This is a genomic window from Amycolatopsis sp. VS8301801F10, from assembly GCF_046195355.1.
GTDB lineage: Bacteria > Actinomycetota > Actinomycetes > Mycobacteriales > Pseudonocardiaceae > Amycolatopsis.
Genome location: NZ_CP176065.1, coordinates 4,329,800 through 4,355,216, shown reverse-complemented (window position 1 = coordinate 4,355,216; position 25,417 = coordinate 4,329,800). Strand labels below are relative to the sequence as shown.

The window sequence follows — 25,417 nt, the reverse complement described above, 5'->3', positions numbered from 1 at the left end:
ACCCTCACTTAGATCGGCCCGCTGACCGTAAACTACATTAAGCAACTTCTTACATCGGAGGGTAGTCAAGTGGTTGAGGATCCGGGTGGCAGCAGCGCCGCCGGCCTGATGCGCCCGTCGGGTTTGCGGTGGGGGTCGGAGCCGCCGCACGAGGCACGCTATTACGTGTGCCGGAGCTGCAGCCGAAGCGAACACGGCTCGTTCGTTCCAGCAGGCTGGTATACCGTCCACCGCGCGCTTGGAGGCAACGTCAAGCAACGGCGTCTCGGGCTCTACTGCTCGCTGGCGTGTTTGATGAAGGCTCACCGCCAATTGCAGGCAGGCGCCGCCGAGCATGCTGATTTCCTTGGCCTGCCGGCAGATGACCGGGCGGTCCTCGACTCGCTTTTCGAGGAAGCGCACCGGTACGTCGTCGGCGACGGGCTCAGCCTCCGCGACACCGGAAACTTGCTCGGAGTTCCCACCGGGGTGTTGCGCGATTGGTTCCGCTCGGCCGGTATTTCCGTAGGCGAGGCGGTGTCCAGCCCGACAACTGAGCAGCCAGCGCCCGAGACGATCGCCAGCTTCCTGGCTGCCAACCAGCATCCCTCCGCCGTCGGCGCCATCGAAGAGCTCAAGGACGCCAAGCATCTCACGGACCTCGGCTGGGCGTACTCATCGACCGGCCCAGCACACCGGCCCACTTTCACGTGCACCGCGACCGTTGTCACCGCGGCAGGCGAACGCATCGTGCTGCGAGCGCAAGGCTCGAAAAAGCCGACGGCCAAAAATACGGCTGCAGAGCAGTTGATCGCCAGGCTTCTGGCAGGGCCGGACCCCGCGCCCGATAATGCCGAAAGCCTCGAAGCCGCAGACGGGCACATCGTGTAACCGCGGGCCTCCCCTGCTTCACGGGAATGACCCGGCACCAGAACCGCTCTCAACGGCCCATATTCATAGGTCCCCGTGTCGTCTTGTCTCGCTGGGAGACTGAGGGCGGCACACCCCTACGCCTGCGGAACACCGCGGCCATGAAGCCTGGCCGGTGCACTCGACCGGCAGCACAGTCTCGTCCTCGCTGTGCAGTTCGCCGAAGAAGCCCTCCTGCACGGCGGCGTCCGCGCCGTAGCCGCTGCGATCCGGCGACATCCGCGCGGTACAGCCGAATGCGACGTCCAGAGCCATGGCACGGAAGAAGAACCACTCCGTCGAACCCGGCCGCGTAGCCGTGCTCGACGGAGTGGTCTTCGCGGGAGACCTCGCACAGCAGATCCCGGCACGACGGCACCGCGTGGTACTGGCTCAGCCGCAGACCGTTGTCGTGGCGGGAATTGCCCTGCCCCCCGCCCGGTCGGGCGACGCCTGGTCATTCTCCGCTGCGGCGCCGCCGCGCTAGGCAGAAGCCGTCTTTGGCCGAGGAAGCTCGGCGGGCATGGGATGGGGAGCGCACTCGCACAGTCGAGGGTGGCGACGCTGATTCCCGCAAAGGGCCGGAACGCCAGCGGATCCAGAGCAGTACTCCGTCGGCAGCATGGGCGAACCGCGCGCGGATGAATGCCTCGAGCATCCGATCACAGCTTTGCCGTCATGGGGCGAGGCACAGCTAATTCGCCTGACTGAACCCGGTTGTATGTCACCCGAATGGGGACAGCTGGCGCCTGGACTACATTCTTCGCACGTTGACGACGCGCTGGCATCACGAGGGGCGGACCGAAGTTGCACAAGGACTTGCCGGGCGACTGCAAGCTAGACGTAGAGCCCGTCCGTGGCGTGGATGCCGATCTCGTGGAGATCGGCCTGCAGTACTGGTCGTTGGCTGGGGTTGATCAACGCGGCGAGCCGATGTGGAAGACATCGGTGAAGACGATCGACACTCGTGGCCGAGGGCCGGCGAACGTCGTGGCCGTCGCCGCGGTACGGGCGATTTTGCCCGACGTTCAGTGCGATGGTTGCGGAGACGCTCTTCGTCTTCGCAACCGGTCCAGCCTGGCCGAGGTGCTCTCCGGCCGGGCCACGCACTGCGTCAGCTGCGACCCGAAGTTGGTCCGACGTGCTGCGGCCCTCGTGGCACCGGAAACCGAGGAGATTCGGCAGCGCCGTGTGGCTCGTCAGCAGCAGAACGAGCAGGAGCAACTCCAGCGGCAAGCCTGTCGCCGCGCGCACGAGGTGTGGCTCAGCCACCAGCGCCACGTGGTCCGGACGGACTTCCCAGGAGACCAACAGCGGGAAGAGATTCCGTCGGCCGATGTGCGAGCGGAACTGGCAACGCTGACGCTGCTGCGCTTCGCGGCTCAAGTCGACCCGATACCGTCCATGCGACAGTGGCATCATCCCTTCCCTTTCCACGCCGGGACCGGAGTCGGCTCGCTGATCAGCGACGCACGAAATGCGGGCTTGCTCCTCACCGACGCCGCCACTCCGCCGAATGCGTTCGTCTGGGATCCACCCTCCTTCGACGCAGCGTGGGCAGAGTCAAATTGCGATCCGGACAAACTCCCACTGCCGAAGCGCACTGCCAGCTATTTCCCCTACGACACTCTTTTGCGGATACCCTTCGGGTCAAGTCCGGACACGGGTCGCGCACTGCTGGACAAGCATCTGGGCGAACAGCTTGATCCAGCAAACATGACCGCGCAACGGCAGGACGACCTGCTGAGCTTCGCACACGAGCTTTTGGTCGCCGAGGCGGTTCGATGGTTCGCTCGGCAGTTGGCGATACATAACATGCCGGAGGTCGCCGAAAATCACGCGCCGCGGCTGACCGAGTCCGTGAAGCATCTCGTCGCCGAGTACTCCCTGGGCTACGCCTACTTCCTGGGGTGGAAAGCGGCAAAGACTGCGGCGGCAGCCGCTCGGAAAAATCCGAGCGCACCTCTCCGGAATATGACGACCCATGGCGTGAACATGTTCGAACGGGAGGTCCGACAGTCGCTGGACCACCAGCCCGCTACCCTGCGGGAGTTCGACGAATCAAGCTCTCTTCCGCTGGCCGCAACAACGAAGACAGCATTCTTCGCGGTTCTGCAGATGGATCCGATGCGTACAAGTCTTGCCTCGGCACGTGCAGCCTTGCCTACACCGATTTCCACCACGGCGTCGAGCAGCCTCGATTCACCGGGCCCTCGGCCGGGAGCCGCAGGATTTCGTCGCGGGACCAGCAATTGGGTCGAGTTCGCAGGCGATTCGATGGCTGATCTGCTGCTGCGCGCAGCCGAATATCTCGTCCCGCTCGAACAGCAGATGCCGATCACGGCACCGTCGATGCACTGGGAAATGCTCCCAAGCGAGTACGACGCTATGTATTCTCTGCGCATCGAACTCGACGGCGTGAATACGGAGCAATTGCCGGAGGAGCTGCGAACCAATCTCGCCCTGAACGATAACGCTACAGCGGATCCCTCGGAAGTCGACGCCGCAGGCAGCACGAACGACGACGACCTCAATACTGGCGAGCCAGGCGAGGGATAGTCCCGGCTCGTCAACGGCCAGCCTCCCGCTGTTCCGGTCGCCGCGCAGGTGCCTGTGGCCGGAGGTCCGGCGCGGCAGGTGCCGGTCGATCGGGTCGCGGCGCGCACCGACCGCGACTTCGCTCTCGTACGGCTCGCCACGCCGGTTCCCGGCATCCGCACCGTGGAGTTCGACACCACACCGACGCCGGCGAGCGGGCAGATGACCGCACAAGCGGGGGTGGCCCGCGGTGTCGCGTGACCCCGGGCTCACCTCAGACCCCGCTCCATCCTGTTCGGCTTGCCTTCGTGCAGAGCGAGGTCGGCCGTCAGCCAGGCATCGACTCTCGACTCCACACAGGGGTGTTCACTACTAAGGTCATCGCCGAGCTTCATCCGTTCGAACCAGTGCAACACGATGAATTCAAGCTCGTTCTCTGCGAGGAACTTCCGCAGGAAAGATGCCCGAACAAGCAGCGCATGACTATCGTTCCCCTCCTCCTCGTAGTACGTGAAGACCGGGGTGGATGCTGCATCCTGCCAGCTCGGACCACGCACGTCGAAGGTCAGCCCAGCGGCCTGCTGAATGAACGTCGAGGGCAAGACGGTCCTCGCTGTTTCGCCGATGGAACAGTCGAGAATGGAGCCTTCCCAGACGTACTGTTCCACGGTGGCCACGACTCGAAAAGAGTTGTTGCCGATGTCTGCTTGCCGCAGCACGTCGTGCCGGTGATGGCAGGCCTGCCCAACCCGGCCGATCTCGCCGACGTAGCAGCAGTCGATGTGTCCGTGAGAATCGACGAGGTCGCTGATTTCGTAGCGTGGCTCGTCCGGCAGAGCGGAGAGGAACGCCGGAGCGTCGCCAACCGTGATGAGCAGCGTGTCGATGCCCGTGCGCTCCTGCATACCACGCCAACCCTCGTGAGCCAACGGATCGACCTTTTTCACGAAGCTCTCGAGTACCACCCAGTCGTTGCCGTCACGGTCACGGACGAACGTGGAGCCAGCGACAGTGGGCTCCGAGGCGACGTCAGCGAGGAAACGTTTGACGTCTCCCTGGTAGCGGCTGAAGTCGAGGCGCGCCGGAGGCCACTCGTCTAGCTTGATGACGGGCGGCCCCCAAGCCGTCGCACCGTTGGCATCGCGCTCGCTGAAGACCCGGAAGTCGATCGGCGGGAGACTGGGGTCGATCTCCCGATCACCGATGATCTGATGCAGCCCTTCGTATTGCCCATTGCCTCCGAAGGTCCGGGAAGTCTGAAAGTTGTCCGCGACGCGAGCCAGCAGCTCGTGATAGGCCATCCACTGATACTTCTTGCCCCAGCGCTCGGCCTTGTGCCCTTCCCGCCCGCGACCGTGCCCGATGCTGCGGTCCTTGGAGCCGAAGAGCTTCGGTGTCCAGCCGAGGCTGACTGTCCGGCGGAATATCCAGCGCCGAGCGCCGTCTGCTGGGTATTCGTCGTCGACCATCTTCGGGTAGACAAAAACGGCATCGAGCAGTTCGTGTTGCTCGTCATTGAGCGGGTCGTCTTCTCTCCGGAGCAGGAAGCTGAGACGACTCATGGTCGACTCTTCGGGGTTTTGCAACCAGTCGGCCAGCTCGTCCTTCTGGCCGTCGCCGAGCGCCGCGACGAATTTATCCCACCGGCTCTTGATGAACCGCGGCTTGCGGTCTTCGCGACGCGGGTAGTCCTGCCCGATGCGGTAGCGCGAGAAGTTGCGCAAGCCCGATTCGACGACATAACGACCGAAGTCGCCCATGCTCAGCAACGAGAAACTGATGGATGAGTAGCTCTCATCGTCCGGCTGGCCCTCGCGCCAGCCATACTTGGCCTCGATTGTTGCCTTGGTCGGCGGCGGTCCGGGAGGCGTTAGCCCATAGGGCCGCCGGATAGAGTTCAACGCGGCGTCGGGCAGCAGCCGGTGGGTCGCTGCCCACCGGACGATGCCCCGCGCGGCATCCAACATGAGCTCGTCAGCTCGGACCGGACGAGTGAACACACGCGTGTGCACAGCTTCGGCGAGCGCTTTCGCGTCCTCGGCCTGTTCCGACGCGCTGCGGAGCAACGCACCGTAGGCTATGGCGACAACACGTTGCACCACGTAGGGGTCGTCGACAGTCCAGAAACGCTCAACGAGCGCGCGCATGACGTCAAGATGACCGCGCAGCAGCTGCACAAGCGCCTTGGTGACCCAATCGCGCATGAAGCGGTTGGGAGAAGACAAAAGCCAGCACAAAGGAACACACGCCAGCTCGATCACCCCGGCGTCATACGACGGATACGGGCCGGCCGCCGCCCAGCGGGCAAGACGCGATGCGGGGCTGAACGGCTCGAACAACTCGTGATAGGTCGCAAACCCGAAATCGCTGTCCCGCTGAGGCATTCGTTGCCTGAGCAGGTATCGATGCAACCCGTCACCGTTCAACCGGCTGGCCGGCTGCGGAGCCAGCGTGAACAGCACTCGATAGAACTCATCACGCGAGAGATAGGGCTGCGCGTCGTTCAGGAGATCGATGGTGCGCTGGGAGATCGCTGCTGAGTCACGGTATGGCAAGGTCTCCACCAACGAGCGGTAGAGCCGGCGAGCGCGATGGCGGCGGTCCCAAGCGTCCCGGTCTTCGTCTCTCTGTGGTCCGGTGCCTAGCTTGATTCCCAGAAGATCCGGCATCTCGATGCCGTAGGCCTCCGGGAACAGGATCGTTGCAGCCTCGTTGATGCCCCAACTGCACTCCTCGGCCAACCACGACTTGACCGCAGGATCATTGAGCGGGTCGTCGGACAGTGTCAGACGTCGTCTCAAGAGCAGGAAGTCGGCGAAGGCCTGGAACACGATACGGACGCCCTCGTCGAAGTCGCCGCTGCCCAGGTAGAGGCGCTCACGAGTCAGGATCCCCTCTTCTTGTAGCAGGCCCAGGATTCTCGTCGCGTCGGCACCCGCGGCACCCAGCGACCTCTGGGCGACCGCCTCGGCTGCGCTGGTGCTCATGCTCTCACCGCCGAGCCGCGAGAGTTCGTCGAGCAAGCCCTCGAGGGCCCGGGTCACCTGCGACTTCGCCGCGTTCAGCTCATAGCTGGAAGTCGATGTTGGCCGGAAGCGCCGAGCGACCGTCGTAGTCTTGGCAGCCAGATAGCGCTCGAAGATGGCGACCCGTCCCTCATGGCCTTCCGGGATCGAACCAGCCTCGGACTGCGACAGGCTCTCGCAGTACAACCGCAGGAAGAGCGGCAGCGTGAACTCCGGTGTCAGCAGTGGAATCTTGGGGGCTTCGAGCTTGTAGTGCGCGAAGTAATGCTGAGTGGCTTCAATCTCCCTATCAGCGAATCCAGGGTGCGTCCGGCGGACGTAGTGAGATCCCTCAGCGCCCTCCAGAACGAGGTCCTGATAGGTGTCCCGGCAGGACACTGCAAGCGCAATGTGCGGGTGCTGGGCAATGGCCGCGCGCAACGTGGGCAGGTGAACACGCCAGAAGTCGGACAGCGTGGTCTCGTTGAGAGCGTCCACGAAGATCACGAAGCGACTTCCGGAGATCCCAGATGCCTCGCCTGCTGCGTCCATCGCACGCAGCAGCACATCCGCCCCGACCGCGTCCAGCCCAAGCTGATCCGCGATGCTCGCCCACAGGTTGCCTTGCCCGAACTGTGCGCCCGCCAGGAACACCGCAGGGCGGCCGGCATCGAGAGCACGCCGAGTGGCATCGAGCAGCAGGTGCGTCTTGCCTGATCCGGCCTGACCGCTGAGAAAGTAGGCTCGGCGCCGTAGCGAACGTCCCACCGAGGATTCAAGCCAAGAGATCAACTCGCCGATGGCGGAGGCCAGCCCGCGAACGCCATAGCTGCCGGCCTGCTCCGATGGCTTGTCAGCTTTCTTCGGGTCGTCGTCGGACAACTCCCGCCACGCCGCCTCAAGCTGGCGTTCGTGCTCCTCGGCAGCGTAGATGGCACTCCGGCAGGCCTCGACTTCAGCAAGCAGCGGATCAAGCGCGGCTGGCGGATCACCCGCTTGCAGTGTGAGCGTTCCGGCTGTGGCCTTCAGCGCCGCGGCCGTGTCCTGAATGGCCTGGTAGAGCATATCCCCCGTCGTGCCTTCGTCCCTCGCCCGGAGACGCATGTCGGTTACAGCCGAGACGACGTCGCGGACAAGACGGTGGAAGACCGTGAGGATTGATGGGTCGAAGCCCAGCGCGAGCAAGTCTTCCTGGATAGGAACGTCGACCTGAAGGTCGGGGCGGTACTTCTCGCTGGCCGCAGCGGACTGTTGCTCGTACCGCGTTAACAGCCATTCACGACCGAAGACGAGGTCGCCCCACCAGAACCAGCGCCGGCCGTTGTGCTCCGGCTTGGCCAACTCATCCAGCAGGTCGCTTTCCTGCACGAGGTCGAACTCGATCTTGTCCGCGCCGGGTATGGTCTGTTGCCAGGTCTTGATTTTGTCTTCGTACTTCTGCCGCTGAGACTTGCGCTTACCACCGCTCGTACCGGTCGCAAGGTTCCAGGAGATCGCAAAGGTCAGCTTTCGCAGTTCGGGGCGTTCTTTCGCGACGCGCTTGACCGAATCAGTCATCGCGGTCAGAAGTGTGTCGATGCCCTCGACGTGTTTGGCCTGCCAACCCCATTCAATGCCGCCCGGCAACGTGGCATACCACTCGACCCCGCCGTCAGGATTGCCGGTCCGGATCGCCTGCGTCCCAGACGGCACCTTGTCCTTGAGCAATTGAAACGAGAGCTCTTCGAAGGCCCTGCTCTGCTCGCCATTCCAGGTGCGCAGTGTGTCGAACCTCGACGCGGCTACTTCTGGCATCGGGCGTCCTCTGAGCCCGATACCGCCGAATTGAGCGCCCAGAGCACGACACTCAACAGTGACCCGAACCCGCGCGGGACACGGTGCGCGGCAGCGGATGTCGGAGCGCCAATGGTCTTGTACGGAGTCAAAGCAGCTTTCTCCAGTCCGAACGGCGGACGGCCAGCAACAACTATTGTCGTTGAACCAAGTTCATGACCTGCTTGTAGCTTTCAAGATCGCCAGCTTTGCTGGTTCACATGGTTTGAGTCGTTCCTTTCCAACAGCCACGCGGCCCCGGCCTCTCTTTCATGGTCGGCCCGCCCACTGTCATGTGTAAATCGCTGCCGGGGATGCGCATCGTTACGGGTGCGGAACAGATCGACCGGCACGTGGCGCCGAACGACCGGTTGCGCCTGGTCGATGGGTTGCTGCGGCAATGCGTCAACGGCGCTCAGGAGCGCTGAGGATTGCTTGATGGTGCTGATCAAGCCCGTTTCGTTTCACCGCCACCCGCAGGTCGAGATGGCGGGCATGACGTGTGCTAAGACCCGTCGCCAAGCCGTCCAAGCCAGCGGCCACGGTACAGCATGGGCCTGGATGTCGACGCTCTACCGCTCATTGTCACTGGGAGCAGGTCATGGATCCGGTCCGCGCCCTCAGGAGTTCGGCAGCGAAGCGGTGAGCCTGGTCCTCGACGATCCGACTGCATGAGGATCAACCGCAGCGGCCCCCAGACGGCCGACCCACTGGACGACCGTCAAAATCGACACTAAATCGCCCCTACTCACAGGTAACAAAAAAGCCCAGGTCCAAGACCTGGGCTTTGCTCCCCCGCTTGGACTCGAACCAAGAACCCTCCGGGTAACCGGAACCTATGAAGCCGTATGCCACCCGGCGTCACCTGGTGTCACCTCATGTCTCTGGGCTGCCAACTTGCGCCCTACGGCCCGCGTCGATTGTCCTCTCATGTCTCCTGAGTACACCTCATGTCGTGCCATAGCTGGACAGTGGCTGGACACCCGAGGCAGCTCCTCGCCTCGCTCGATGTCGTACACGCGTTCGAGCCGTGCCGCCCGGCGGTTGCGCAGTACCTGGTACTCGGCCTCGTCATCATCGCCGCGCTGGCGATTCTTGCCGGCGTTCCCATCTTGATCGTGGTGATGGTGAAGCGGTCGAACCGTCGAGCTGCAGCGGCACAACTCGCCGCGGCGCATTCCCCTGGCTGGTACCCGTCGCCACAGCAGCCGGGCCAGCTGCAGTGGTGGAACGGCACCGGGTGGACGGACAGCTTCGCGCCCGCGACCGCAAAGTAGACCGTTGGCAGCCCGTGCCGTACTCGGGTCTCTCGTAGTGACGGTAAGCTGGCACCGCACCTCTTCGCGGAGGGACGGCCCCGGCTGATCACCGGGGCCACGCGAGGAGGCGACTCCGCGAACGAGGGTGGTCGACATGGACTTGCCCGTGGGCAAGAGGATCAAGCACTACCGCGACCGTGCGGGCATGTCCCGGCCAGTCCTCGCTGGCCTGCTCGGCAAGAGCGCCGAGTGGCTCAAGGCTGTCGAGACCGGTCGTATCCAGACACCGCGGCTGCCGATGCTGCTGCGCATCGCGCAGGCGCTCGAACTCGACGATCTCGCCGACCTGACCGGCAACGGGCACGCGGTGCCGGTCAGCGTGTACGCCGGGCCGCGGCACGCGGCGCTGTCCGAGGTGCAGGCAGCGCTGACCGAGTACCGCGTCACCCGCGTCACTGCAGCCCCGGCGTCCGTGCCGCATCTGGCTGAGCGGCTGCGCATGGCGTGGCTGGTCCGTCATTCGTCGTCCGACCATCGCACCCAGCTCGGCAGCCTGCTGCCCGGTCTCATCCGCGACGCGCAGGCGACCGCGCGTGCTCTGCGCGGCGAGGAACGCCGCGCAGCGCGGGTCGTGCTCAGCGGCGTCTACCAGCTCGCCGACTTCTACGTGGCTTACCAACCGTCGCCTGAGCTGGTGTGGATGGTCGCCGACCGGGCCCTCACCGAGGCTCAAGAGGCGGACGACCCGTACGCCATGGCCGGGGGTTCGTGGGCGATGGTGCAGGCGCTGCGCGACGCGGGCAGGTGGGACGAAGCGATCACGCTGGCCACTGACGCGCGCGACCTGCTTCTGCCCTACCTCGACACCGCGCCCGACGACTGGCGCGGGATGGCGGGCGCGCTCGACGCGGAGATCGCCTACGTGCACGCGCGACGCGGGCGGCACGGCGACGCCTGGGCGCATTGGGAAGCCGCAGAACGGACCGCGCAACGCCTCGGTGCCGACTATCGCCATACCCAAACGTCGTTCTCCCGCAGCGTCATGCAGGCTCACGCGGTAACCCTCGGCGTCGAGCTGCGCCGGACCGGCGAGGCGCGACGCGCCGCCAACGCTCTCGACCCTGGCCTCATCCCCTCGCTAGCCCGCCGAGGTCGGCACCTGATCGAGGTTGCCCGCATCCATGCCCAGGAAGGCGACGGACCCGGGACGCTGGCGCTGCTCGACCGGGCACAGCGCGTCGCAAGCGAAACGATCTCCTTCAACGGTTACGCGCGCGACATGCTGATCGACCTGCACAAGCGCCCTCCAGCGGGGGAACGCGAAGCCGTACGCGACTTGGTCGGCCGGGTCGGACTCGCCATCGCCTGAGCCGATCGGGTGAGGGTAGGAACCCTACCCCTTCACCCGCCGATCACTCTTAGCGTTTTCCGCATGACAGTGCGGAATGCAATCGAGCAGCGACGCGGAGCTCCGCACACGTCGGAACTCGCGTTGCGGATGCACTCTGACCCGACCCTCGCACACAAGAGGACCGCGCACCGCTACTGGAAGCGGGACCTTGCCGACCCGTCGGTGCAGTGGCTAATCCCCTGGTGTTCGACCGGCGCCCCCTACCCAGATCGCCATGGGCGCGGCGAATTGGATCTAACAGGGTTCGTAGACGCCGAATGGTGCACCGGTTGCACGGGGTTGGCTGCGCAATGACCGCGGCAACGCCACAACGCCGAAGCAACACCTACCGGCGTCGCCACCACGCGGACGACGAATGCGGGATCAATCCCCTGTTCCTCTTCGCTGACTGGCTGCGTCGAGCGCCGGGGTTCGTCCGGCCGGGCCCGCCGCGCACGACGACGCGGATCCGGCTCGCCTGCAAAGCGTGCGGAGCTACCGCCACGGCGACAGATCGCAGGTGCGGCGAATGCGGCGAGCCCTTCTGGGCCTGCGGCAAATAGACCCCCGATGCCGCGACGGTAACCCCCGACACGCCGCGGCACCGGGTACGCCCCCGCTGGACGGGGTGCGGGGGCGGTGGCCTCTCCCGAAGACCACCGCCCCCATCCACAGACTGCGATGACAGGGGCACCGGATGGAAACGCCGGACGAGGCGCGCGCGAAACGGACCGAGCGAAACCGCCGGATGCTCGAATCCTGGCGTGCCGGTGAGTCGATCACCGCGATCGCCCGGGAACACGGGTTGTCGACGAGCTGGACCGGACGGTTGCTGCGGCAGGAAGGCGCAGTGCTGCCGGAGAGCCGTCAGGGCGTCAGGCGTACCGACTTGCCTGTCGCGGAGATCATCCGGAAGTACAAGCAGGGGGCGTCGATACAGGCACTAGCGGACGAAAACAACGCCGCGTACGGCACCATCCGCAGACTGCTGCTCCGCAACGACGTGAGGATCCGGCCGCACGGCGGCCAGAACGCGATCGCGCTATCGCCCTTGCTGACTCCCCGATTCCGCGGGAAACCGTGAAACTCCCGGCCGCCGCCCGTCTTCAGGTGGCGAAGCGGCCGGGGCTCGACCACCCGTCCGAGGGTGGGGCAGGGGCCGGTCCGTCCATCTACCCCGATCGGCGGCCGGCCCCTCGCCTGGCACGAAACGCCCGGTCGCCGCGCTTCCCCCGACGGCGCGGCGACCGGGCTGTCGGGCTGCCCACGTTTCGAGAGCGGAATGAGGACAGTTCAGATGGCGAAGGATCAGCCGCGCAACACCGCAGGCAAGAGCCCGACGAGTCAGGTATCGGGCAAGAACCACCGGACGACCAACCCAACGGAGAAGAATCGCACTCCGCAGCCGAGGCCGATACAGCCCGACCGCCCCGACCCGAAGCGGAAGCAGTAGCCGTGCCTGACCGCCGCGACGTGCGCAGCTGCCTGGCAGCCGGGCGGGAAGGCAATCGGGTCTACGGGTCTCCAGCGAGCCACCCGCCACGGCAGCCGACCGGGCCGACCCGGCCCGGCGGTGGCTACCGGTCGACCCGGTTCAGGTGGCTTCCAGACCCGCCGCCGTCGGAGGACGACGAGTAGGATCGAGGCCATGCGGACAGCTCGGGAGATGGACAAGCTGGCGACAGCCTTCCTCATCGGAGGCACCGACGCCCGCTTCACCGCCGCGAACCTCCGGCGCGACACCGGCTTGCGCAGTTCCCGGATGCTCCCGCTGCTGGACGAGATGAAACGGCTCGGTTGGATCGCCACCGAGTGGCCTGAAACCGACCCGACCCGGGCGCAGTGCTACTACGTGCTCACCGCACACGGCCGGGAAGAACTCTCTGACAGCTAGCAGGCCTGTGCAACGCAGAAAGCCCCCGCGCTCGACCGCTTCGCAGCGGGAGCGCGGGGGCTTTCTGCGTTGCCCGGCCGAGGGGCCGGGCGGGCGTGATCGGCTGGCGGGCGGGTTACGGGACGATCGTCGACTGGTAGGGCGCGTCGGTCTGAGACTGCATGTAGTAGGTCGCCCCGGCATCGTGCGACCAAGCGTCCGGATCCCGCTTGGACTGCCAGAGCTGTCGGCCGCCCGACAGCGACGACCGATCCACCCACTGATCCGGTTCGCTGGTCAGCGGGCTCAGGGGTTTGAACTGCAGCAGTGTCTGCACCTTCTGCAGCGCCGCGGCGCGGGCTTCCGGGTCGGTGTAGTCCGCGAAGTTGCCGACGATCGCGATAAGCCTCGCCCGGTCGGGGTCCGTGATTCCCTGGTAGTCGAGTTCGTAGACGGCGTGGTCGCCGAGATCGGACACGATCCCTCCCGGTTGTCAGGTGATTCGGAGTCGTCCGGCCGAGTCGACCGGCCGCTCGGGGGTGTCGGTGGTGCGATGCCAGACCGTGTAGTCGCCGCGCGCGAGGACACGGGGGTTGCTGCCGTATGGGCCGACGAGGACACCGACGACACCAGGCCGCAGGTGCTCGGCCGGTGCCCAGTCGCCCTCGAGCGGATCGCCCTGTGCGGTGGGGACAATCGCCAGGTCGACGGCCAGCGCGGCGACGTCGACCGGCGTGCCGTCCGCCGCGGTCGCGCCGATCCCGACCTCGACGTACTCGGTGGACAGGGCCGACTGCTCTTTCATCGAACCTCCAGTGCTGACCAGCGGGACGGGAGCAGCGTCGCGCGCCGGCGGCCGGTCAGGACGGTCGCGGCGACGGTGATGTCGCGATCCTGGCCCGGCTGCGTCTGTGCAGCCATCGCGGCGACGGCCGCGGCTTCGAGCAGTGCCCGGGTTTCCTGCTCGGGCACCGCGCCCAGCGCTGCCACGGTCACAACGTCCAGGGCCGGGGCCCTGTCGGCGTGCGCTGTCAAACCCGCCGCCGCGACAGCCGCCAGGTCGAGCAGCACGGTTCGTTCGGCGACCGCGTTCACGTCGGCCTGCGCGACCGCGACGGCATTCAGGGCAACGGAGGTAGTCCTGAACGCGGACGCGTCGGTACGAGCCATCGCGGCGACGTCGAGCGCGGCCGCCCGGTTCGCGAACGGGCTGAGGTCGCCGCGCGCCACGGCCGCGACGCCCATGGTGGCCTGGCGTTCGCCGGTTGCGGTGAGGCTGGTCTGCGCGGTCGCGGCGCTGGACAGTGTCGCGGCGCGCGCCGCGAACGCTCCGACGCTCACCGCCGCGGTCGCGGCGCACGTGAGGGTGGCGTTCTGGGTGCCGCCGAGCGGCGGGTCCGTGTCCGCAGCCAACGCAGTGGATCCTGCGGTCAGGGTCCGGCTGTTGCCGGATCCGTCGGTGAGGGCCGCGCCGGCGAAGTCCCACGACGCCCACGCACCCGAGCGGACTGGGGTGGCGCTCTGGCTCTCCGCCGCGATCTCGGCGTCGGTAAGCACCGCCGTCCAGATCCGCCAGTACGCCAAGCTGCCGTTCAGCCACTCGGACCCGTCCGACGGCGACCGGCCGAAGAACGTCAGCCCGTCCGGCGCGGTCCCGACGCCTACGGTGCCGGTCAGCTTGGTCAGCGAACCGGGTGTCGTGCCGTAGTAGAAGCTGCACGCCCCGGCGGAACCGAGGGTCGCGGCGACGTAGACCCACGTGTTCAGGCTGATCTCGGCGCCGATGAGGCCGGACGGGTTCGACGCCGAGTAGACCGCGACATTCCGGCCGTTGGCGGCCTTGAACCCGATGATCCAGGCGCTGTTGCCGCCGCTGCCGGAGTGCAGCCGCAGGCACGGATTGAAGGAGTTCGCGCCCGCAGACACGATCCGCGCCCAGCCGCCTATCGTCCACGCGGTCGACGACGGTGCCGAGCCGAGGCTGACGCGGTCGGTCGCCGCGTCCGAACGCGCCGCCATGGCCTACGGCGTGTTGTTCAGGGAGAAGGTCAACGCCCCGGGCGCGAAAGTGATCAGATCGCCCGCCAAGGTGGTGATACTGGTGCCAAAGGTGCCCCACCAGCTGTACCGCGGCGTGCCGCCGGAGTCTTTCGTGTTCGCGCCGACGACCGTCGCGGCCGGCATCGGGCCGAAGCTGATCGCGGCGTTGTTCGAGATCGAACCGGTCGCTGTGTCGCCGGACGTCGGGTAGGCCTGGTCGGCGTACGAGCCGCCGGTCACCGCGGTGCCGTTCGCGGTGGCGCTCGGCGCGGTGGTGGTCAGCTCGACCTTGGTCGCGCCGGTCGGCTCGACGTAGGCGGTGCCGCGGATCGAGGCGTTGATCAGTCTCGCGGCTTCGGCGGTCTTGAGTCCGCTGGGCATGTCAGTTCCCCTTCCCGAAGACCTGGTTGAGGACGTTCTCCGGCAGCGCCTGGACGGCCGCGTTGATCGCCTCGCCGTTGGCGACCAGGTGCTCGCGGTACTCGTCGCCGGTCAGGGTCTCCGCGCCGTCGCGGGCGATGGCGCAGACAGGGCAGCCGGCCAGGGCGTGGCAGTCGGTGTGCCAAGCGGCGATGTCGCCGGCTTTGGTGACGGCCTGGTGGCGTGGGTGGTCGTCGTGGATGGCGCAGCCGGGACAGGTGCGGTCGACCATGGTCAGCCCTCCTTCGGGGCGTCGGTCGGCGGTATGACGGTGAAGGCGTCCTGGCCGAGTTTCGCGACCGGAACGACCCGGCGGCGGGCGAGGATCGTGGAGACGACCGAGCCCGCGAACCCGACGACCGAGACGACGATGTTGATCGTGGTGTCGGGGATGACAAGCCACCCGGCGGTGACGATCGCGACGAGCAGTGCCCGCACGGCCTCAGCGATCGCAACCGGCTCGCTGCTGGGGGCGCTCATCAGAACACCAGCTGCACGGACGCGCCGTGATCAGGCCCGGCGAGTTCCCACCACAGCGAGCAGGAGAGCGCTCCCGCGGGAACCGGGACCACCCACGGGTAGTGGTCGGATATCGTGCCGTTCGAGGGAGACGCTTCCTTCAGCAGGTTCTTGTCACCCACCGTGCTGTACGGTCCGAAGAACACGCACTGGTGGATCTTCAGGTTGTCGTAGGCGACACTGATCACCAACTCCTTCGCGCCCTTGCACGAAATGGAGGTGGACTTGTTTCCGGGGGCGAGTTGCACAGGGTCCTCCTGATGATTGGCAGCGCGCGGGGCGCTCTGACCGCCTGTCGGCGCGTTCCCGAGGGCAGAGATACGGGCACGGAACGCGCCCATGTCGAAGTTCGGGTCCGATTTCCTGCCTCGCGGCGAGCAGACTTCCTTGTGACCGAGCACGGCCGAGATCGGCAGCCCGAATGCCGCGCACAACGCACGGCACAACCGGGCGTAGGCGTCGAGTTGTACCTCCGGCCACGCCGCGGTGCCGGTCGCCTCCGCCTCGATCCCGATGGCGTAGTTGTTCGACCAGTTGTTGTTCAACACCGCGCCGGCGTGCCAGCACAGGCCCGCGGCGACGACGTACACCGTGCCGTCGCGACCGAGGACGTAGTGCGCGAGCGGCCCGGCGAGATCGGATCGTCCATTCTGGACGACGCCGAGGGAGGGCGCGTTTCCCGCGGCGGGCCCGGCGGTGTGGTGGCAGACGACGGCTTTAACACCGGACATCTGACCGTGGCCTCGGGCAGTCCATCCGGGCTGCTCGACCACCTTGAGCCCGGCGGAGCGGGCGATCGTGGCGAGCGAGGTCAGGAGCATGGTTCAGCCTCCGGGTGCGGTCGGGGTGGTGGTCGGTGTCTGGCTGGCGGGAGCCGGGTAGGTCGCGACAATGCACTGCCAGGTGTCGGCCGCGCCGCCGTCCGCGAGCTGCACCCGGATCTGCGCGAACTGCCCGCCGTTCGGGCACAACGCCTCGGGATGCTGGTGCAGGTAGTCCGAGAAGATCGCCTGGATCTCATCCGCAGTCGGGGTGTGGCCGTCCTGCCCGTTCGCGCCGTCCTTGCCGTTGGCTCCGTCTTTCCCCTTCGCGCCGTCCGCCCCGGCCTTGCCCTCGGGCCCAGGCGGAGGCGGATTCGCGGCGTAGTAGGCAGCGATCGAATCGAACAACTGCTGCGGACTCGGCCCGGCCGCGGTGACCGGGTTCGCCGCGAAGTAGCGCGCGATCGCCGGACCGAGATCGGTGTACGGCACGTACCGGCCCGACAACGACGCGAGCACCTGCGCCGTCGCGGCCTGCGCGATCACGCTCGTATCCGGCACCGAACCCGGCTCCGGGATCGGCACCGTCGGCTGCCCGCGCGCCTGCAGCTCCCCGTTCGCCTTCTCCCCCGCGGCCTTCGCCGCCTGCGCCTGCTGCAGCGACGTGAGCGCAGCGGACGTCGCCGCGGACTTCAAGTACAGGTCGGTGATCGCGTACCCGCCGCCGATCACGATCAGCACGACAACCACCGCCACCGAGATGATCAGCTTGGGCCACCAGCGTTTCAGCTCTGCCCGCGCGACCCGCCGCGCCTCGGTCGGCGCGGCCTCGGCCAGCTCGTGCATGCTGTCGCGGACCTGACCGAGCGCGTCCTCAGTGCGGTGATCGTCCACGGATCTCCCCGTCCCATGTCGGATCCAGCCGGTACAGCAGCACCTTCAGCGCGGTGTTTTCCTGCACGAGCTTGGCGTTGGCTTTCAGCAGCTTCCGGTTCTCGTCCTGTGCCTCGTCGCGCTCGCGTCGAGCATCAGCCATCGCATCCCCCACCAGATCGAGCGCCTGGTCGGTGCGGCGCACCACCCCCGGCTTCGGCGAGGGAAGCACGGCAGCCGCGTCCGGACCGGGCTTGTCCTTGCCGCGCCGCTGTTTGATGCGCTCCAGCAGGATCGGCGAATAGGCCGTGACCAGGACGCCGATCAGAGTGAGGACGCCGAGCAGGATCGCGAGCCACGGAGGCCCGGCGGTCGGATCGACCTCGTCGGCAGCGAGCAGCACGCGACCCCCTCGTACTCGGCATCACCTCGATGCTGTCCGTTCATGCCGGTGTGCCGATCACGATCCATGCACCCCGCCGGCTGGCATCGATGTCGACGACGTCGCCGACCGTGGGCGTGTAGTGCTTGTATCGCGGCAGGGTCATCACGGCGTCATCCACGACGACTTGGACTTTCGTACCCACGAGCGCGATCACCAAGCCCTGCTTCTTCTGCGAGGCAACGAGATCCTCCAGCCGCTGCCACAGCACGTCGATCAGCCGCACAGGCACCTCTCACGATTCGGCGGGCAGCACGAGGTCCGACCGGGTCGAGCACGTCAGAGCCCCGCCGGCGGTGAGCGGGATCGTGAGCTTGTCGATGATGTGGTTCGCACGCCCGAGTTCGGTGTCGTCAAGTTCGACGACGTCGCCCGCATCGAGTGCCGGGTTCACGATCAGGCTGAAGTCCACTTTGCACGCAAGGCCCAGAGTTCTCGCGAGGAACGCTTCCCCCGCAGCCCATGCCTGCCCGGACGAGATGATCAGCGGTGAACTGTAAAAGCGGGTTCTGATTCCGAACGGGGACAGAACCCATGTCGGCGAGTTCGGATCGTCGTCCTCGACGACCTCGCGGACGGGCGAGGTGCCGTCCGACCGCTGGCCGTTGATCACCCAACGGTTCCAGACGTTGTCGCGGCTCCACTCCTCGTTCGTGGTGAGGACGTTCCCGCCTTCCCCGGTGCGGGCGTACCAGACCGGCGAGTCCCGCAGCGTCGGCAACGGCCGGACGACGACCCGCCCGATCTGGTCGAAGAAACACTCGGCCCCGATCGCGTCAGCGAGTTTCTCGACGCCGTCGTCCCAGCGTTCCTTCTCGATGTCCATCACCGGCGCGATGTCCGTGTTGCCGGTGAGGTCGACGACGGGATAGTCGAGGCCGAGCGTTTCCCAGATCAGTGCTTTGATACCGGCAATATAGGTCGCGCCCTCGGCGGTTTGCGTTGGAGCCGAAAACCGGTCCTCCGCGACCCGCTGCGACGGGTCGACGAGGTCAATTGAAACCGCGGTACGGCTCTCGGCCGACCGGCCGCGCTTCGACTTGTCGAGGTGGAATACACCGAGCGGGATCCACTCGGGCTCCGGCAGCTCCGGGATCACAATCCCGCGGTACAACGCGCAGGTCGACCCGAACGGAGTGAGCAACCCGCGCGGGTCGGCCGGCCACAGCTTCGGATCGGTGACCAGGGTCGCGGTACGCCGCACCTGACTGCCCGAGTCGACGGTCACCTCGCCGTCGAGCACCGGGACCGTGCGCGTACCGAAATACGGCGACTGCACCACGGCTTTGACGTCCACTGTGTGGCTGCCGCCGAGGATGTCCCGGGCCCGATCACTCAGATCCCACACCGCGACCGCCTTTCACACCGCAGGTGCGGCGACCTGCACCCACGCCGCACTGATCAGCAGGTACTTCTGCCAGTCAGCCGCGCCGTCGGGATCCTCGCCCGCGTCCGACAAGCTCAGCCAGATCCCGGGGCCCCAGTTGTGATCGGCCGGTGCCCGCAGCAGCAGCGGCTGGTTGTCCTCGAGCAGCGCCCACAGGTCCGCGGTCGCCTGCTCGTCGAACGTCCACAGCTTGATGTCCTCAGTGGATACCCACCCGGACCGTTTCCGCTGCGCCACAGTGATCGCGAGCGGGTCGTCGATCGCCTGGAACACCGTCTGCCCGGCCTTCCGGCCGCGCAGGGGCCGCTTCGAGCAGAAGATCTCCAGCGGCGCCGAAGGCGTCTTCGGGTGGGTGAGCCACACCCGACCCTGAGACGCGAGCGTCGCCCCGCCGGACGTCATCGAGCCGCCCTTGCGGGACGGATTCACCAGCATGTACCGGACGGGTTCGTCGACCGGGCATTCGCCGTCCTGGATGACGCACAGCGGAGCCAGCGCCGACGACGACAGATCCGGCACACCCAGCCACGTGGCACCGTAGGTCGCGCCGTCGTAATACGCTCCATCGGTGACCCGGCGTTCGATAGTGACGCCGTCGAGGCTGATCGATCCGCCCGCCGGAAGACCAGCCGCGACCAGCTTGACCGTCGCCGACACGCCCGCGGGGGGCGTCGTCAGCCGCACCACCTGTCGTGCGAACTGCCCGATCGACCGGTTGATGTCGTTGCCGGTGAGCGACGCGGTCGAGGTCGTGAGCGGCAGGCCGCCCGAGTCGACCCACTGAGCCTGGACGGTGAACCCGGACGCAGCGGCCGACAGCTTCAGGTCGAACGCGATCGTCAGGTCGATCCCGGGCGGGAGGTTGTTCGGGACGACGACACCGCACGACCCGGCCGACGCGATCGTCGCCTTCAGGTACGACTTCCCTTGCGTGGCTGTGCCGTCGCCGGTCACCTGTGCCAGCGTCGGCGTCCCGAGGTCGGCGAGCACGCCGTTCAGCCCGGCCTCGAACGATGGGTTCTGGCAGTAGTTGCGGCGCGTCACGCCGGTGACGGGCACCGGGCTTCCGCCGCGGACCGGTTCGAGCGTGCCGTCGGTCCGCAGCCGGACGAGGCTGAGGAACGGCGCGTCCGGCCACCATGCGGTGATCTCCATGACGCCGCTGACCGGCACAGGCCGGATGCTGATGCCGCCGCCCGGATACGAGACCGGAGACAGTCGGCCAGCCCAGCCGCGCAAACCGAACGCGAGCGTCCTGTTGGGAGTGTAGGTCCAGGTCGGCGTGCCACCGGGAATGGGCGGCGGCGCGGACTGCTGACCCGGCGGAACCGACGACCCGCTTCCACGCGCGGCCCACGCTTCGCGGGCACGTGCGCCTCGCGCCCAGGCCATTGGTCAGAACCCCATGCTGATGTACTGGAACGCCACCGCAACGCCGGAGCCGACATTGCCGCCGGTCGAAATCAGGAAGAACTGGACGCTGACCCCGGTCGCGGACTCCGCCGACACCGTCGCCACTGCCGGGACACCGGTGCTCGTGATGCCCAACGCAGTCGCGATCGTCCCGTTCGGGAACGGTGTCTGGTGCGCGACCGTGATCACGCCGTTCGCACCAGTCGTTCCGGTCTTCTGCCCGCCGCGCAACAGGATCGCCGACCCGTCCGGGATCGTCCCGCTTCGCCGCGGCCCGGCATCCGACGCGAACGCGACACCGACTGACGGCGCCCACAGCCCGTTCGCGCGCTCGGCGACGTCCTTCTTGTCGCCGCGCATCACCCGGCCGCCGATCGGCGCGTCCGACGGCAACGCCGACGACGTCCGCGCCAGCAGCGTGTCGTACGACGTCGGCGCGGCCTCGACACGAGTGCCCGCACCCCACGCCTGCGCGGTCGTGCCCTCCATGCCCCGCGAAACCGTCACCGTGTTCGAACCCGCTGTGTGACCGGTGACCCACACGATTTCGTATGCGCCGAGCGTGTCGTCGTGCAGCACCAACGGCAGGTACTTGCCAGTGGTGCCGCCACTGCCATAATCGGTGTCGAGCCCGACGAAGTCGACCGACTGCAGCGTCGAACTGCTCACGGTCGCCGCGCTCAGCAGCGCCGTCGAGAAATAGTCCTTCGTGGCGCGCTGCTCATTAGCCACCTGGTCCTCCTAAGTTCTGCGACCGCGGGCGAAATCAGTGCCGGACGCGTGGTCTGCTGCCTGGATCCGCGCGTCGATGAGCGGGACAAGGACCCCGCCGATGTTGAGCGATCCGGAGATCTGAAGCGGGCCGGACAACCGCCCCGCAGATGCCCCGCCACTCGCGGTTTGTGCCGCGATCCCGCCAGCGGCATACCGGCGCATCAACGCGAACCCCATGCGCCGCGCGGTTTCCTCGAGAAGAGCGAGCGACCGACCGGACCTGTTGATCGGGATGTACGCCTCATCATCCCGCACCCGATCCCCGATAACCCGCCACGTGTTCGGCGGCACGATGTCCGCGAGACCGGCGCGCATCGGACGCAGCCGCTCGAACCCGCCAGCCGCGTAGTGCTTCAGGATGCCGCCCGCCGCCAGCATCGCCCTTCCGCCCGCTGGCATGTAGCCGACCGGCAGGTTCGTTGTGCCGCCACCGACCGTCTTCACGGTGATGATGCTGGTGCGAGGCCGCGCCGCGTAGTCGATCGCGGAGTTCGCTGCACCAGTCTGCGCATCCACCGTAATTACGCCGACACTGCCGTCAGCGAACCGCACCACCTGCACGGTCTTGTCTCGCGCAGCCTGGTTGAACGCGTCCACGGTCATATAACCCCGCGCGCCGTTCGCGTACTGGACCGCGACCATCGTCTTGCCCGTGGCCGGGTCCTTGTTCGCGTCCAAGGTCATCACGCCGATGCTGCCGTCGGCGTACTGCACCGTGGCGTTGACCTTGCCGGTAGCCGGGTCGACGTTCGCGTCGACCGGCATGACACCCTTCACCCCCGCGGCGTACTCCGGCAGCTTGTCGATCGCCGACTGCGCCGCGACGACGTTCGCATCGACCTTGATTTCCTTGCCGTCCGGGAGCTTGTACACCGCCTCCCCGAGATCGTTGAACGACACGTGCAAACCGGCCGCCGCCGCACTCGACGCGTCCATCCCGGCAATGAATGTCCGCAACGCGTCCGGGATCTTGTCCTTGTACGTGCCTGCCAGTCGAACAGCCTCGGCATTTGCCGCCGCGACTCCTTCCTGTTGCTTGAGGATGTCGCTGCTGGCTTTGCTGTTCGCGGTCGCCTCGGCCTTCTTCGCAGCGATCACGTTCAAGATCGCGTGCTCCTCAGCGCGAACGGCGTTCTGATACTCCTCGCTCTTTTCACCGTGCGCCTTCAACGCATCCGTCGAACTCTGCTGCGCGGACTTCAACTGCGCCAACGCATCCCGGTACTGCAAATTCGCGTCCGCGGCGGACAACGAAGCCTGCGCCTGACGCTGCTGCGCCTCGTACAGCTTCACCGTTTCCGTCGACACGCCAGCCTCAGCCGACGCCAGCAACTCAAACGCGGCCTGCGCTTCCCGGTTCGCCTTGACCTGCTCGCCGAGCGCGCCGGTGCCATCCAGAATGTGCGTGATCAACGCCTTCTGATCATCCGAGAACTGCTGCTGCGCTACGGAACCAGCCTTACCCGCAGCAATGCTCGCCGACGAGAACGCCTTGACTTTCGCCTCGACGTCCGCGTACGCGCCTCCGTTCGCCAGCAGTTCGTGGTTGATGCCCTGCAGACCCTGGATCTGCTTGTCGTTCAGGCCGGCTTGCCGAGAAATGCGGTCGATCGCGGTGTCCGACGCCTTCGTTACCTCGTCCAACGCCGTCGCGTTTCCGTTCGCCGCAGCCGCGTACAGCGCGAAACTGCTCCCGGCGATCTTCGCGTTCTCCGCGACGTTCCGGTCCGCCAACGCCTTGTTGTTCGTGCTGATGACCGACTGGTCGATCGCACCGCCCGACTGCTTGTATGCGTTGGTCAGGTCGTCGACCTTCTGTTTATAGGCCGCGGCCTTGGCTGCTGCTTCCTCCTGTTTCTTGGAGAACAGCGACAGCACAATGCTCGCACCGGCCAGCGCGAGACCCCACGGACCACCGAGCACACCGACGAGACCAGAAGCCGCCGACTTCAGCAGGCTTCCGCCCGCCGCCGCGACACCCGCCACCTTGCCGAATCGTTCCGCGCCGCCCGAGGCGTTGTCGAACGCGGCGCGCGCAGCCGACAGCGCCGACGACCTCTCTACGATCGTGCCCATCGCCGCGCCCATCGTGCTGATCGGCGTCCCCGCCGCGGCAGCACCGTCCCGAATCGCACGCGTCTGCTCCACGAACCCGCGCGTCGCCGCGACAGCCGGAATAGCGGACGTGTTGAACGCCGCTGCCGCCGACCCCATACGGCCGATCGACGACCCGGCCTGCTCCGCGACCGCACGCTGAATCCGCGCCTCATCACCGAACTGGCGGACGACATTCACAGCGCTGCCAAGGCCCGACGCGACCGCGCGCGCCGGCGCGGTCAGCGTACCGAACGCGCTGCCGACCAAGCCGACCTTCCGCGATGCTCCGGCAGCTTCTCCTCCGAGACTCGAGAACCGGTCCCGGATGCTGTTGATGATCGGCGGACCGACCTTCAGCGCGAGCAGCGCGAGGGCCGCGGTTTGAATCGGGCCCGGCAGGCTGCCGAAGAACTGCGCCACCTCGCCGACGCCTTCGGCGAGAGGCTGCACGATCTGCAGCACCAGCTTCGCCGCGCCGTACCCGAGTTCGAGCGCCTCCCGCGCCGCGCCGATCGGGCCACCCGCAGTAGCGAAACCTTGGCCGATCTTCGCCGCGCCCTTCGCCAACGGCTCCGCGACGTCGACCGCTTCCCGGGCGACATCCACGAACCCCTTGACGATCGTCTTCCCGACATCGAGGCCGCGCGCACCGATCGCCTTCGCCGGGTCGACCAGCGGCGACAGCAACCGGTCCGCCGCCGAGGCGACCTCGGCTGCCCCGGACGAGACGCCCTTCGCGATGCCCGGCCCGAACTCCTTGCCAGCGTCCGCCGCGCCCTTGACCAGGCTGGCCAAACCGTCGGACACGACCGGCCCGTACTTCGAGACGGCGTCCGCGCCCATCCGCACGGCGGATTCGAGCGGGGGCCCGATCGACTCGAAGATGTCGATCGCCGTCGTCTCGAGCTGGCTCTTGAAGCCCTCGATCGCGCCGCCGAGCCCCCGGGTCTTCGCGGCAGCAACGTCGGCGGCACCGCCGGACTTGCTGACCGCGGTGGCCATCTGGTCCCACTGGTCCGCAGTAACGCCCGCGGCGACGCCAGCGAGCCGGACAGCGTCCGACCCGAACACGGTCGCGGTCGCCTGCTGGTACTGGGCGTCGGTCATCTTCTCGGACGCCGTGTGCAGCTGCTCGAACAGCGACTTCAAGCCCACGAAGCGTCCCTGCGCGTCGTAGACCTTGAGGCCGAGCTGCTCGATAGCTTTCTGCGCGGGCTTCGACGGGTTCGCCAGCGCGAGCAACGCCGACTTGAGGAGCGTGCCCGCGTCGCTGCCCTTGATGCCCGCGTTCGCGAACAGCGACAGCGCGGTCGAGGTTTCGTCGATCGACAGCCCGAACTGATGCGCCACCGCGCCGACTTGCTGCATCGCCTGCGCGAAGTCGGTGATCTCGCCGCTGGCAGCGTTAGCGCTGTTGGCGAGCACGTCGGCGACGTGCCCGGCCTGGTCCGCGCTGAGCCCGAAGGCATTGAGCGCCTGCGACTGGATTTCCGCTGCACTGGCCGCGTCGACCTGAGCCGCAGCGGCGAGCTGAAGCGTTCCCTTTGCCGCAGTCATCGCCTGATCGACGCTGAGCCCGCCCTTGGCAAGCTCGGTCATCGCCGCCGCCGCATCGGCCGCCGACGTGGCCGGCAGGTCCATGTCGGCACCGAGCCGCTTCGCGGTGTCGCCGACGAGCGCCATCTGCTCGCCGGTCGCGTGCGACACGGCCTGCAGGTCGTTGAGGCTCGACTGGTACTCGATGCCGATGTCGATGGCCTTCTTCAGGCCGACGGCACCGATGGCGGTGCCCGCAGCGACTGCGAGCCCTAGTCCTTTGGCGACGGTCCCGAGCGCACCGCCGGCGGAGCGGAGCTTGCCGCCGAGTTTCTCGGGGAACCCGCGGGTGTCCGGCTCGACGAGGATGTCGATCTTTCCACCGGCCAC

25 protein-coding genes are annotated in these 25,417 nt (G+C 67.0%); 9 read left to right on the top strand and 16 right to left on the bottom strand.

The features are described 5' to 3' along the window. Window positions 1–69: 69 nt before the first annotated feature. The 4 genes from F9C11_RS20715 (at window position 70) to F9C11_RS20700 (ending at window position 3,687) form a co-directional block, all read left to right on the top strand. Window positions 70–870 (top strand): double-stranded RNA binding motif domain-containing protein, encoded by an 801-nt coding sequence (locus tag F9C11_RS20715; RefSeq protein WP_409186520.1) that lies wholly within the window; start codon window positions 70–72, stop codon window positions 868–870. A 292-nt stretch (window positions 871–1,162) separates the two neighbouring features. Continuing rightward, a complete protein-coding gene (locus tag F9C11_RS20710) occupies window positions 1,163–1,375 on the top strand; it encodes a hypothetical protein (RefSeq protein ID WP_409186519.1) in 213 nt (70 codons plus the stop codon). A gap of 374 nt (window positions 1,376–1,749) precedes the next feature. Beyond that, the gene (locus F9C11_RS20705; protein WP_409186518.1) at window positions 1,750–3,447 is read left to right on the top strand and encodes a hypothetical protein; all 1,698 of its coding nucleotides are present in this window, start codon (window positions 1,750–1,752) and stop codon (window positions 3,445–3,447) included. A 78-nt stretch (window positions 3,448–3,525) separates the two neighbouring features. Further along, window positions 3,526–3,687, top strand: coding sequence for a hypothetical protein (locus F9C11_RS20700; RefSeq protein ID WP_409186517.1), 162 nt, complete (start codon window positions 3,526–3,528; stop codon window positions 3,685–3,687). A gap of 8 nt (window positions 3,688–3,695) precedes the next feature. Here F9C11_RS20700 and F9C11_RS20695 read toward each other — a convergent pair whose 3' ends face one another. Together F9C11_RS20695 and F9C11_RS20690 are read right to left on the bottom strand one after the other, a co-directional pair. Then, window positions 3,696–8,225: a hypothetical protein gene (locus F9C11_RS20695; RefSeq protein ID WP_409186516.1), complete on the bottom strand. Its 4,530-nt coding sequence runs from the start codon at window positions 8,223–8,225 to the stop codon at window positions 3,696–3,698. Between the two features lie 212 nt (window positions 8,226–8,437). Further along, window positions 8,438–8,695, bottom strand: a complete 258-nt coding sequence (locus F9C11_RS20690; RefSeq protein ID WP_409186515.1) for a hypothetical protein — start codon at window positions 8,693–8,695, stop codon at window positions 8,438–8,440. Between F9C11_RS20690 and F9C11_RS20685 the strand changes: the two genes are divergently transcribed. The 5 genes from F9C11_RS20685 (at window position 8,682) to F9C11_RS20665 (ending at window position 12,786) form a co-directional block, all read left to right on the top strand. Then, window positions 8,682–8,918, top strand: coding sequence for a hypothetical protein (locus F9C11_RS20685; protein WP_409186514.1), 237 nt, complete (start codon window positions 8,682–8,684; stop codon window positions 8,916–8,918). The genes F9C11_RS20690 and F9C11_RS20685 overlap by 14 nt on opposite strands. Window positions 8,919–9,214: 296 nt before the next feature. Continuing rightward, window positions 9,215–9,520, top strand: coding sequence for a DUF2510 domain-containing protein (locus F9C11_RS20680; protein WP_409186513.1), 306 nt, complete (start codon window positions 9,215–9,217; stop codon window positions 9,518–9,520). 136 nt (window positions 9,521–9,656) lie between these two features. After that, a complete protein-coding gene (locus tag F9C11_RS20675) occupies window positions 9,657–10,871 on the top strand; it encodes a multiprotein-bridging factor 1 family protein (RefSeq protein WP_409186512.1) in 1,215 nt (404 codons plus the stop codon). Window positions 10,872–11,589: 718 nt separating this feature from the next. Beyond that, window positions 11,590–11,976: a helix-turn-helix domain-containing protein gene (locus tag F9C11_RS20670; protein ID WP_409186511.1), complete on the top strand. Its 387-nt coding sequence runs from the start codon at window positions 11,590–11,592 to the stop codon at window positions 11,974–11,976. Window positions 11,977–12,540: 564 nt separating this feature from the next. After that, window positions 12,541–12,786: a hypothetical protein gene (locus F9C11_RS20665; protein WP_409186510.1), complete on the top strand. Its 246-nt coding sequence runs from the start codon at window positions 12,541–12,543 to the stop codon at window positions 12,784–12,786. A 115-nt stretch (window positions 12,787–12,901) separates the two neighbouring features. Here the strand turns inward: F9C11_RS20665 and F9C11_RS20660 are convergent, their stop codons facing one another. From F9C11_RS20660 to F9C11_RS20595, 14 genes are all read right to left on the bottom strand, one after another. After that, complete coding sequence (locus F9C11_RS20660) at window positions 12,902–13,243, bottom strand: hypothetical protein (RefSeq protein WP_409186509.1); 342 nt, start codon at window positions 13,241–13,243, stop codon at window positions 12,902–12,904. A gap of 15 nt (window positions 13,244–13,258) precedes the next feature. Continuing rightward, entirely contained in the window at window positions 13,259–13,570 is a 312-nt protein-coding gene (locus tag F9C11_RS20655) for a hypothetical protein (protein WP_409186508.1), read from the bottom strand. Beyond that, window positions 13,567–14,784 carry a LamG-like jellyroll fold domain-containing protein gene (locus F9C11_RS20650; RefSeq protein ID WP_409186507.1) on the bottom strand — a complete coding sequence of 406 codons (1,218 nt, stop codon included), beginning with the start codon at window positions 14,782–14,784 and terminating at the stop codon, window positions 13,567–13,569. Before F9C11_RS20650 ends, F9C11_RS20655 begins: the two co-directional genes overlap by 4 nt. A gap of 3 nt (window positions 14,785–14,787) precedes the next feature. Then, the gene (locus tag F9C11_RS20645; protein ID WP_409186506.1) at window positions 14,788–15,186 is read right to left on the bottom strand and encodes a hypothetical protein; all 399 of its coding nucleotides are present in this window, start codon (window positions 15,184–15,186) and stop codon (window positions 14,788–14,790) included. Between the two features lies 1 nt (window position 15,187). Then, a complete protein-coding gene (locus F9C11_RS20640; RefSeq protein WP_409186505.1) occupies window positions 15,188–15,457 on the bottom strand; it encodes a hypothetical protein in 270 nt (89 codons plus the stop codon). 2 nt (window positions 15,458–15,459) lie between these two features. Next, the gene (locus tag F9C11_RS20635; protein WP_409186504.1) at window positions 15,460–15,705 is read right to left on the bottom strand and encodes a hypothetical protein; all 246 of its coding nucleotides are present in this window, start codon (window positions 15,703–15,705) and stop codon (window positions 15,460–15,462) included. Continuing rightward, complete coding sequence (locus tag F9C11_RS20630) at window positions 15,705–16,565, bottom strand: N-acetylmuramoyl-L-alanine amidase (RefSeq protein WP_409186503.1); 861 nt, start codon at window positions 16,563–16,565, stop codon at window positions 15,705–15,707. Before F9C11_RS20630 ends, F9C11_RS20635 begins: the two co-directional genes overlap by 1 nt. A gap of 3 nt (window positions 16,566–16,568) precedes the next feature. Beyond that, window positions 16,569–17,399, bottom strand: a complete 831-nt coding sequence (locus F9C11_RS20625; protein ID WP_409186502.1) for a hypothetical protein — start codon at window positions 17,397–17,399, stop codon at window positions 16,569–16,571. Next, complete coding sequence (locus F9C11_RS20620; RefSeq protein ID WP_409186501.1) at window positions 17,380–17,781, bottom strand: hypothetical protein; 402 nt, start codon at window positions 17,779–17,781, stop codon at window positions 17,380–17,382. The genes F9C11_RS20625 and F9C11_RS20620 overlap by 20 nt, the downstream gene beginning before the upstream one ends. A gap of 40 nt (window positions 17,782–17,821) precedes the next feature. Next, window positions 17,822–18,046, bottom strand: coding sequence for a hypothetical protein (locus F9C11_RS20615; protein WP_409186500.1), 225 nt, complete (start codon window positions 18,044–18,046; stop codon window positions 17,822–17,824). A 9-nt stretch (window positions 18,047–18,055) separates the two neighbouring features. After that, the gene (locus F9C11_RS20610; RefSeq protein ID WP_409186499.1) at window positions 18,056–19,168 is read right to left on the bottom strand and encodes a DUF5047 domain-containing protein; all 1,113 of its coding nucleotides are present in this window, start codon (window positions 19,166–19,168) and stop codon (window positions 18,056–18,058) included. A 12-nt stretch (window positions 19,169–19,180) separates the two neighbouring features. Further along, window positions 19,181–20,380 (bottom strand): hypothetical protein, encoded by a 1,200-nt coding sequence (locus tag F9C11_RS20605; RefSeq protein ID WP_409186498.1) that lies wholly within the window; start codon window positions 20,378–20,380, stop codon window positions 19,181–19,183. Window positions 20,381–20,602: 222 nt separating this feature from the next. Then, on the bottom strand, window positions 20,603–21,352 hold the full coding sequence (locus tag F9C11_RS20600; RefSeq protein ID WP_409186497.1) for a hypothetical protein: 750 nt from the start codon (window positions 21,350–21,352) through the stop codon (window positions 20,603–20,605). A 9-nt stretch (window positions 21,353–21,361) separates the two neighbouring features. Further along, complete coding sequence (locus F9C11_RS20595) at window positions 21,362–25,417, bottom strand: phage tail tape measure protein (protein ID WP_409186496.1); 4,056 nt, start codon at window positions 25,415–25,417, stop codon at window positions 21,362–21,364.

Bases quoted from the DNA above. Each gene is read 5' to 3' on its own strand.
- F9C11_RS20710 (WP_409186519.1), top strand. From the start codon at position 1,163: ATGGCACGGAAGAAGAACCACTCCGTCGAACCCGGCCGCGTAGCCGTG.
- F9C11_RS20695 (WP_409186516.1), bottom strand. From the start codon at position 8,225: ATGCCAGAAGTAGCCGCGTCGAGGTTCGACACACTGCGCACCTGGAAT.
- F9C11_RS20685 (WP_409186514.1), top strand. From the start codon at position 8,682: ATGGTGCTGATCAAGCCCGTTTCGTTTCACCGCCACCCGCAGGTCGAG.
- F9C11_RS20675 (WP_409186512.1), top strand. From the start codon at position 9,657: ATGGACTTGCCCGTGGGCAAGAGGATCAAGCACTACCGCGACCGTGCG.
- F9C11_RS20670 (WP_409186511.1), top strand. From the start codon at position 11,590: ATGGAAACGCCGGACGAGGCGCGCGCGAAACGGACCGAGCGAAACCGC.
- F9C11_RS20665 (WP_409186510.1), top strand. From the start codon at position 12,541: ATGCGGACAGCTCGGGAGATGGACAAGCTGGCGACAGCCTTCCTCATC.
- F9C11_RS20655 (WP_409186508.1), bottom strand. From the start codon at position 13,570: ATGAAAGAGCAGTCGGCCCTGTCCACCGAGTACGTCGAGGTCGGGATC.
- F9C11_RS20650 (WP_409186507.1), bottom strand. From the start codon at position 14,784: ATGGCGGCGCGTTCGGACGCGGCGACCGACCGCGTCAGCCTCGGCTCG.
- F9C11_RS20645 (WP_409186506.1), bottom strand. From the start codon at position 15,186: ATGCCCAGCGGACTCAAGACCGCCGAAGCCGCGAGACTGATCAACGCC.
- F9C11_RS20640 (WP_409186505.1), bottom strand. From the start codon at position 15,457: ATGGTCGACCGCACCTGTCCCGGCTGCGCCATCCACGACGACCACCCA.
- F9C11_RS20635 (WP_409186504.1), bottom strand. From the start codon at position 15,705: ATGAGCGCCCCCAGCAGCGAGCCGGTTGCGATCGCTGAGGCCGTGCGG.
- F9C11_RS20630 (WP_409186503.1), bottom strand. From the start codon at position 16,565: ATGCTCCTGACCTCGCTCGCCACGATCGCCCGCTCCGCCGGGCTCAAG.